Raw genomic sequence first — 9,225 nt, forward strand, 5'->3', positions numbered from 1 at the left:
GGCGCGGGCGCGGGCGCGGGCGCGGGCGGTGGCGCAGACGCAGGCGCGGGCGCGGGCGGGGGCGCAGACGCAGGCGCGGGCAGAGGCGCAATCGCGCATCCACAGTCGCCGCAGAAGCGCGACCCCGCGGGCACCGCGGCATTGCAACGGGGACACGCGGCGGCCTGCGGCATGCCACAGACCGCACAGAAGCGTGAACCTGCGCCTACGGGGCTCGCGCATCGCCCGCAGGGATGCGTCGATGAGATGGAACCGCTCACTCGTCTCTCCTGTCGCGCCGAAGGCATCAGCCCGTCGCTCCCGCCAATTCTCAGGCCGGAGGAGTCTCTCCTCCGCCGTCATTCTGCGACCTGTTGGCCCACGAGATCGTGAAACGGGCGGTAATTCCCCATCCGTTCACACGACGGCAACAATCCGGCAACCGTCATCAATGGCCTTTCACCGAGACCTCTGGTACGCTTCGAGAAGAACAGGTTTCGGAGGCCCGTCATGTCGCCCATCGAAGAGATCGACCCCACCAAGCCCTCGGGCGCGGGAGAAGCAGCCGCGGCCGCCTATGCCGCCGCCCTCGCGCGCACCACGAACGGCTCTCCCGTCGAGGCCGCGACCGCCGGCGGAGGCGGGCAGGCCCTGCCGGACGCCGTGGTCCTGGTGGGCGGACGCCAGGCTGATCGCGCCGCGGAGATGCGCAAGCAAGCCCAGGCCATGCGCCTGGAGGCGCAGAAGGCTCGGGTCGATGGGCAGAAGCAGACCGAGACCGGCGAGAAGGTCAAGGCAGAGGCCACCTCCCAGACGGCCGTGGGCTGGCAGAAGAAGGAGCAGGCGCGCCTGCTCGACGTCCAGGCGAAGGCGCAGACCCAGGCCGCCGACGTTGCCGAGGCCGCGGTGAACGCCACCGAGACGCAGGCCGGTACGGCACGCAGCGAGGCCGACCGCGTGCAGCACGAAGCCCAGTTGGCCCAGAGCCGGGCAGAGCTGCTCATCGAGGTTGGCCAGAACGAGGAATCAAAGGTCACCCGCGAGGAAGGGCTGCAGCTGCTGGCCAAGGCCGGAGCGCTCCAGGGCGAAGCCCGTGTGAAGTACAACCAGGCCGCGGGCAAGCGCGACGACGTGCAGGCATCACGAGCGCGCGCGTCGGCGATGCGCACCGAGAGCAGCGGCACCGTGGCCCAGTCCCGTCAGGAGACCTCCGCGGCCGACGCGTTCATCGCCGCCACAAACGCGGCCCTCGCCCGAGGCAACGCCCTGGTGAGCAGCGGAGGCCGCGAAGCTTCTGAAGCCACCGACCTCGACAGCCACGCGGCGCTCCTCGAGAGCGAGGCCGACATTGTCGAGAAGGCGGCCGAGATCCCGTTCTACCTCGCCTCCGGGGTGTAACCCATACCTCACCCCTGCACCCTCTGCCTCGTAGAGATCGCGAACGAGCAATCATGACTCGATCTGCTAGCCTGCGCAGGGCCTGGCCGACGACGCAGGCACCGTGATCAGCCGCGCGGCTGCTGTGGGCCTCTCAGCTCGAACACTGTTACGGTCTGGGTCTTTCCCCTGACGCTGAAGGTTCCCATTTCGGCCAGATCCCATTGTTCTCCGGCAAGGTCAGCTGTGCTCTGCCCTACGAGAATCCGGGTAACGCTGCTGACCTCTTTGGTGAGTCCCATGATGCGCGACGCGGCATTGACCACATCGCCCACCGCACCGTACTCAACACGCTGCGGCGACCCGATGTTTCCCAGCACGACACGTCCGCTGTTCACCCCGAACTTCAGGTCGAAGCCCGGCTTCCCCGCCGACTCTCGCTCAGCACGCAAGCGCGAGGTTTCCTCGCGCATCTCCCACGCTGCCGCAAGAGCGAGCCGAGCGTGATCATCGCGGGCAATCGGCGCACCGAAGATGACCATGATCTCGTCCCCCACGAACTGCTTGATGAGCCCGTGGTGGCGGAACACAACGGTTGTCATGCGCGCAAAGTACTCGTTGAGCATCTCGATGGTCTGCTCCGGCCCCATCGTCTCGGTGATGGACGTGAAGCCGTTGATGTCGGCGAACAGCACAGTGACCTCTTGCGAGTCGCCCCCCAAACGAAGCCGGCGGGGATCGGCAAGGAGCAGATCGACCACCTGATGCGGGGCGTAGCGCGAGAACGTCTCACGTACGAAGCGACGCTCCTGATCCGCGGCCCTCGCCCTCAGCACGGTCACCGCCGCCCACGTGGCGGCGACCGAGGCCACGGGTGCGCAGACACGCAACCAGAGCGCGTTGCCGTGATAGAGCGCCCCCCCGATTCCGAGCACCAAGAGCGCCAGCACTGCCGCAGCAAGCCCAGACCGCACGGGAGACAGCCGGGCGAACAGGAAAGCGCCCACTGCCCACAAGACGAGACAGAGAGCAAGAACCACGTGCTCGCCCACGGGCAGCAGAAACCGGTTGTCTATCAGAGACGTGAGGAGCTGGGCATTGATGGACGGTCCATCCTGTTGTCCCAGGGGCGTATCGAAGAAATCGTGGCCCGCCTGCTCCTGAGAGCCGAGCATCACCACCTTTCCCTCAAAGGGACGAGCCCCTGGACTGAACGAGAAGCGCATGAGATCTTCGTATGTCCACATCTCGAAGAGCGCGTCCGCCCCATAGAGCGACGTGTTCGCCGGATCGTGCGGACGCAGCGGTCGCTGAAAATCGAGAAAGACCGAGGCGTTCGCTCCGAACGTCCACACCCGCTGAGAACCGAGATCGACGTACCCCCCCGACGCAATGTACCAGGGTCGGCCATCGGCAAGCCCCGAGTGCCTGCGCGGAGTGCCGAGCGCAACCCGTTCCAGGCGCCGCGCCCCCTCCCAGGCGAGATGGGGCAGAAACGCCAGAGGTGTGGGGTCTGACGGCTCGGGGGCGAGCAGCGGCAGGCGGCTGGAGGAAGCCGAGTACACCTGATACACTGAAAAATCTCGCGCAATCGAAGTGCCATCACTGAGACGAAACGACTGTGCGAGGCTCAGGTTCTGCGCGCCACGCGCCTGCGGCAGGGGCTCTTCGAGCACGGTTCTGTTGTTCACGAAATCAGCCCGCGGCATCGCATCGAAGACGATGTCAGGAACCTTTCGGGCCACGTCGATGATCGCGAGCTCACCGTCCCTCTCCGCGCTGCTTGCCTGGTTGGAGCCAAGAAGGACATCGACGAGCTGAACCCGCGCCCCGAGATCAGACACCTTTTTAAGGTAGCGCGCTATCTCGGCGCGTGGAAAGCTCGGGGGATACCCCATCGCGCTGCGGGTGTGGTCTGTAACGTACACCAGAACGACACGAGGGTCGGTGGTGCGTCGACTGCCATGGCGCATGAGCATGTCGATGAAGACGTTGTCGAGGGCGTCAAAGGCCCCCAGCCAGGAGAGCGCCATGAGCAGCAGCACGAGTCCCAGCGACAGACCGTGCAGACGACGCCGGTCGGTGTCGCGCATCACTTCCGGGGAGGCCATTGCCCCATTGCAGACCCGATGGTACAATTCAGGTCGAGCACGTTACACTCCATCTCATCTCCAGTGAGGAACCCTGTTGCGTCATGCGTCGTACCCCTGCATCAGTGTTCTTGAGCAAGCGACGAGGGCTCTCACAGCTCGAGATCATCATGGTCGTGGCCATCAGCGCCATCGTTCTCGCCGTCGCGGTTCCCATAACGAGACGCTCGCTTGACCGCCAGAGCGTTACCGCAACGGGAGCCCGTCTGGTCTCGTTCATCGCTGACGCGCGTTCAACGGCTCGCACAATAGGAACCGTGCTCCTGACACCCGTGGGCGGAACCACCTTCTCGCACTGCCTCGGCCTTCGCACCGACGTGGTGGGCACCACGTCCGCGACCCACATCTTCGCCCCCGAGTCCGGCGTTGTCATCACAGGGGGCCCAGACGTGAGCGGACTGACCATTCTCCCGAGCGGAGATTTCGACGCCAACGGGAGCGGTTACCTCGGTGTGCAGGGAGGATTCTCTGAGAACGCCGCCTTCGTCACGTTCAACGCAGCGGGTACCGCAACCATGACCGAGAAGGCCCCCTCAGACCAGCTCTCCTCCACGAACCTCGGTGAAAGCACAGTCGCCCTCCTGGGGGGGCTTGGGTTGAGCACTGGCTCCACAGGGACATCGAGCGGAACAAGCGCAGGTTCCACCGGGACGTCGAGCGGAACAAGCGGGGGATCTGCGGGGACACTTGCCCCGGCTGCAAGCGGGAGCTACCTGGAGGCTGGCGCGGGCGCTGGAGGCGGCTCAGTCGCTCCGATCGCGGCCCCCACGGCGCTACCCGGGCGATCGGCCGGAAGCTTTCTCCACGCGCCTGACCTTGCAGTGCTCAGAAGCTCATTGCAGTCGACCATCAGTGCGGCGAGCGTGACGCAGGCAGTACAACAGGTGGGCGGCCCCTGAGCGCCATCGGCGGGCGCCTTCAGCGGCGATCACGGCAGCAGCTCGACAAGACGCCGCGCGGGCCCGTCATCCGGCGAGAGTCGAAGGCAGGCATCGAGAGCACGACGGGCCACGGTGAAATCGTTCGCTCGATAGGCCGCAAGCGCACGGTTCCACGACTCCACGGTCGCCTGACGCTGGGGCTCGAGGGGGGCGTCGGTGGTTCCGAGAACCTCGAGCAACGTGACCGTGCCCTCGCGCCCCTTGATGGGCACCTGATCGAGCTCACGCACGTGAAAGGCCCCTTCAGAGCGCGCGTACCACGCATCGGTGGCGATGATGCCCACGTTGTAATCGCGGGTGAGGCGCTGAACCCGTGATCCGAGATTCACATTGTCGCCCAGCACGCCGTACTTCTGACGCTCGCTCGACCCGATGGTGCCCACGAGCATGGGGCCTGCGTTGAGTCCGACACCGATCTCGATGCGCGGATATCCGCGAGACTCCCAGCGCGGCCGCTGCTCGGCCAGCACACGCTGCATCTCGAGGGCGAGCCGGCCGGCGCGCACAGCGTGGTCATGTTGCGCGACCGGCGCGCCGAACACGGTCATGATCTCGTCGCCGATGTACTCGATGACCGTACCCTCCTCGGTCCGGATGGGATGGCCCATCAGATCGAAGTACTCCTTCATGAGCGCGAGCAGCCGAGGCGGCGCCCACTGCTGCGCCAGCGTGGTGAAGCCACGGATGTCGGCGAACACAACGGTCAGGTCGCGCTCCTCGCCCTCGGTGGCCACCTGACCATTGAGCATGAGATCGCGCACCCGCGGATCGACCACCATGCCGAACTGGGCGATGACGTTGGCGACCTCGGTGATGACTTCGTAGGCCACCTCGATGATGTGACAGAGCATCCATCCCGCCACGATCATGACGAGTGCCCGCATCACGAAGAAGGGCCAGGTGATCAGGCCCTGGGCGAGGATGGGGTCGATTTGATTCACGGGCGCGAGGCTCGTCTGGAGCTCGGTATGCGCAAACAGCTGGTAGACCCCGAGATATCCCAGCACCGAGAGCCCCGTCACCGCAACCGTGAGACGCCGTCGGAACTGGCTCGCGGAGTGCACGAGGGCGAGGAAGTACCCGAACACCGAGGGGCCGAACATGAATGACGAGGCCCCGTGAGGGCTCCGCCACTGGAACACGAGCAGCAGCACCGTCGGTACCAGGTAGATGGGCAGCAGCAGCCTGCGATACCCGGCCGCGCCGATCTGAGCGCGATCGACCGCGACCACGATGATCACGCACCAGAGCCCCAGCAGCCCCACGCACACAAAGGGGAGGGTCAGGTCTCGCAGGGTCCCCGTGAGGTTCAGCACCAGACCGAGCGCGGCGATGGTGAACGAGAAGCTCGCCATGGCGACGCTGACACGACGTAGCGTGGTGCGCACACGACGCTCGAGGATAGAGGCCACCAGCTCGTCTGTGCGACTGCCTCGTGGGTCGTGCGGGGCGTCTGCGCTCGCGGTCATGCCCGTGGCGCGCGCGTTGTGACGAGGCCGGGGGTCAATGCCCGACGATGGTTCCCTGATCTTGGTGCGCGTTCGCCAGCGCACCCCCGATGAACAGGGCTGTGGGCACTTCTTTTGAGCCCATCGCCACGAGGCTTCGCTTCATCGCCGTGCCCAGCGACTCGGCCCGCGCATCGCTGAGCAACGGATCGCCGGGGCGCTCCTGGTGGAAGGCCTCGATGTCTGACGCCAGCTTGTCGAGCTTCTGTGGAGAGGCCAGCGTGGTCTTGAGCGTTCCCTGCAGGTTGCTGAGAACGACACCGTGCGGCCCCCCCATGAGCGCACCCGCCACCATCATGGCGTTGCCCATGTGCGATTCTGAGACCCGCGCCCAGAGCTGCACCTTGAGCGAGGCGAGGTCGCTGGCCATCTCAGATCGCGTCGGTCGATCGAGAACCTCGGTGACCGTGAACGACTCTTCGGCCAGGCCGTGCGCGACCTGCTCGAGATTGCGACCGGTGACGCCGCGCGTGAGCGTTGCGGCAGTGGGGGTGGAGATGGGGGTTGTGCCGCTGGCGTTGATCATCATGATGCCCTGCGCTTCCCTGAATCGTTGGCGCCATGATAGCACGACCACCAACCGCCTGTACAGACTGTTGCTATTCCTTAACAGCCGCTCCAGACAGCCAACGCCAGAGACGCTGGACCGGCGACAGGCGAACCTCCCGAGGCCTACGCCCCATCATCCAGTCCTCGCGCAGACGCCCGAGGTCGCCTCGGGTATCGAGGGTTTCGAACCAGTCGGTCAGGAACGCCTGCATCTCGAAATCGTCGACCCGCACGGGGTAGCCGAATATGATGGGCGTCGATTCGAGCGTGACCCGCCCGAACTCGACGTGGGTGATCTCCCAGGCAGCAGCCTCAACATCGACCCACAGCATGCCATCGAGCGTTGCGTCTGTGACCAGCTGGTCTGGGCCTTCGATCTCGACGAGCTGCGCGCCTGGAACAAGTGCGCTCAGAATCCCGCGCTTCAATGTGCTGCGGCTGACCCCCACACGAAGCCCGGAGAAATCGTTGTCTCGCCTGTGCTGCGTCATGATGCTTCGCGCAGTGTCGCGAAAGACGAGCACGGGGTTCACGGTGCCGTAGATCGCGGGGAAGGCCAGCGTTCTCAGTCTCTCCGACACCTGTACCACGGGACTGAGAATGAGATCGATGCGCCGTTCCGTGAGCGCCTTCTTCCAATCGTCGTCTCGTTTCAGCACGATGAGCTCGATGGGGGCCTGCAGCGCGTCAGCCAGCATTCCCGTGAGCTCGACGCTGTACCCCACGAGCTCACCCCGTTCGTTGTAGTAGACGAAGGGAGGGCGCTCAGTCGAAACCACGCCGACGCGAAGCGGGCGTCCTCGATTGACCCGGGCAAGCCCTGACACCGGAGTCGAGGTGACAGGGTCGCCCGCCCCTTGCTTCACGGTCACCCGCTTGGAGAGGATCTGAGGATGACGAGCATAGTAGTGCCGGATGGAGGGCAACGACGACAGCGCGCCAGAGGCGCGCCCGCAGACGAGCGCCAGGAGCACGGTCATGGCCGCGAAGAGCGCCGCCAGCCGCACGTAGCCGACCCCACGTGCGCGATGCACTGCGTTCCAGGTGAGCACGGTCAAGAGCAGCAGCGATCCGGATTCGAGAGCGCTCTCGAAGCGGGCGGTCATCTCGTGGATGCCCGCATACAGGGAGACCGCGTCATGAGGTATGCCCAGCATCTCAGACAAGAAGGCATTCGCCCCCGTGCTCGAGCCGAACAAGGCCAGCGGTCCCATCAGGGCAAGTCTGAGCTGCTGTCCCAGATCGAGATAGCGGTCGAACGCCGCGGCCGCGAACAAGACGTACAGTATCAGCACGAGACTGCCGGTCAGTGGGAACTGATAGCCGAGCATCGCGATGGTCGACACCTCAGCCGCGCGCGCGTCATCGTCCCCTCCTGCCCGCGCTGTGTCAGCCCCATCCGCCGCGGCGACCGCGTGCGCACCCGACGCGCTGCCTGACGCCGGCGCTTCCGAGGCATCGGTCTCCTTGCTTGCGTCTCGCACGAGATCGGCGGCCGACGCAATGACCAAGGGCAGTACAGCGAACGTGCTGCCGATGAGAAACGAGAGCTGCATGGGCACAAAGCATCGCTTCCAGACCTCGAGAAACGGGCGCCCCGAGGTCATGCTCAGCAATGCGGGAAACGCCGCCAGCACGAAGAACAGCGTGAGCACCACAACCCCCACGAAGAAGACGCGCACCTGCGAGATCAGGGCCTCATCGAGAAGCCCCACCGCCGTTGTCGAGAGGCAGAACGTGATCAGCGGAAGCATTCGCGAGATGTTATCCCACATCTCCTCGAGCACCCGATACGCCACGTCAACGACGGCCAGGAGCTTCTCTCGCCCTTCCACCCGAAGAAGACACCAGGCGAACAGAAGGCAGAAGAACACCACCGCCGGCACCCCTCCGGTGGCCAGGGCCTCGAACGGGTTCGCTGGGATGAGCTGGGTGAGCAGGTCAACGGACTCGCCAGCCTGCGCCTGAACGGGGACGAGAAACGCTGCGTTTCCGACGGTGGGAAACAGGGCCGACACCGCCCAGCACCCCGCCAGGCTCATGGCCAGGATGGCTGCGAGGGCCTTTCCGCCCGCGCGGGCCATTGCCGAGAGGCGAGCAACCGGCAGCTGTCCGATGGCGTGGACGAGCCCCACGACAACGAACGGCAGGCTGAGCATGTTGAGCAGGTTGAGCAACCCCTTTGAGAGCGGAGCAAGCACGCTCGCCCACGGGCCGAGAAACCAGCCGGTCAGACAGCCGCCCACCAGGGCCAGGGTGTTCTTGGCGGGTTCCGACAGCCCACCCTTCGGTGCTTCAGGTGGAGAGTCAGTCTGGGAGGGAGAGGCTTCGTCCGCGACAATCTCAGTCATGCTCATGCGGAACTTGGCGCCAGAGGCGACCCTGACCTGCCAATGGAATGCGTTGCAAATCAGCCCGTTGTGCGGCTCTATCATCCACGATGCCTGTGCAGACGTCTCCTCCCCTCTCTCTTGCCGAGTCACACGCCCTTCAGCGGGCCTTCTCCGGCGCGAGCAACAAGGACGCATCGACCAGCGACGCCCGCGAGGTGCCTGTCGCAGGTCAGGCGCTCGCGCTTCGGGAGAACGGTCACGACTCGGTGATGATCAGCGGCCACATCCAAGGAACGCCTGCCAGCGTCTCCGGAGACGGCCAGCACCTCGCCTTTCCCGTTGACAGAAGCCAGATCGGGGTGGTCTCCACCCTGCCCGGCCCCCATCA

7 protein-coding genes are annotated in these 9,225 nt (G+C 65.5%); 2 read left to right on the forward strand and 5 right to left on the reverse strand.

What is annotated here, in order from left to right; all coding sequences use genetic code 11:
- Window positions 1-287, reverse strand: a 287-nt coding sequence (locus EB084_13195; GenBank protein NDD29213.1) for a zinc ribbon domain-containing protein, incomplete at its 3' end; no start/stop codon positions are given.
- A 202-nt stretch (window positions 288-489) separates the two neighbouring features.
- On the opposite strand from EB084_13195, the gene EB084_13200 reads away from it, so the two are divergent.
- Window positions 490-1,377, forward strand: coding sequence for a hypothetical protein (locus EB084_13200; GenBank protein NDD29214.1), 888 nt, complete (start codon window positions 490-492; stop codon window positions 1,375-1,377).
- A 107-nt stretch (window positions 1,378-1,484) separates the two neighbouring features.
- Here EB084_13200 and EB084_13205 read toward each other — a convergent pair whose 3' ends face one another.
- The gene (locus EB084_13205; GenBank protein NDD29215.1) at window positions 1,485-3,494 is read right to left on the reverse strand and encodes an adenylate/guanylate cyclase domain-containing protein; all 2,010 of its coding nucleotides are present in this window, start codon (window positions 3,492-3,494) and stop codon (window positions 1,485-1,487) included.
- Window positions 3,495-3,571: 77 nt separating this feature from the next.
- Between EB084_13205 and EB084_13210 the strand changes: the two genes are divergently transcribed.
- Entirely contained in the window at window positions 3,572-4,405 is an 834-nt protein-coding gene (locus EB084_13210; GenBank protein NDD29216.1) for a hypothetical protein, read from the forward strand.
- Between the two features lie 29 nt (window positions 4,406-4,434).
- Here EB084_13210 and EB084_13215 read toward each other — a convergent pair whose 3' ends face one another.
- From EB084_13215 to EB084_13225, 3 genes are all read right to left on the reverse strand, one after another.
- On the reverse strand, window positions 4,435-6,000 hold the full coding sequence (locus tag EB084_13215) for a hypothetical protein (protein NDD29217.1): 1,566 nt from the start codon (window positions 5,998-6,000) through the stop codon (window positions 4,435-4,437).
- Entirely contained in the window at window positions 5,951-6,481 is a 531-nt protein-coding gene (locus EB084_13220) for a hypothetical protein (protein NDD29218.1), read from the reverse strand. Before EB084_13220 ends, EB084_13215 begins: the two co-directional genes overlap by 50 nt.
- A 73-nt stretch (window positions 6,482-6,554) precedes the next feature.
- On the reverse strand, window positions 6,555-9,032 hold the full coding sequence (locus tag EB084_13225) for a hypothetical protein (GenBank protein NDD29219.1): 2,478 nt from the start codon (window positions 9,030-9,032) through the stop codon (window positions 6,555-6,557).
- Between the last annotated feature and the right edge of the window lie 193 nt (window positions 9,033-9,225).

The organism is Pseudomonadota bacterium (assembly GCA_010028905.1).
Taxonomy (GTDB): domain Bacteria; phylum Vulcanimicrobiota; class Xenobia; order RGZZ01; family RGZZ01; genus RGZZ01.

Coding starts and splice junctions, on each gene's coding strand:
- EB084_13200 (NDD29214.1), top strand. CDS start 490: ATGTCGCCCATCGAAGAGATCGACCCCACCAAGCCCTCGGGCGCGGGA.
- EB084_13220 (NDD29218.1), bottom strand. CDS start 6,481: ATGATCAACGCCAGCGGCACAACCCCCATCTCCACCCCCACTGCCGCA.
- EB084_13225 (NDD29219.1), bottom strand. CDS start 9,032: ATGCGTCCTTGTTGCTCGCGCCGGAGAAGGCCCGCTGAAGGGCGTGTG.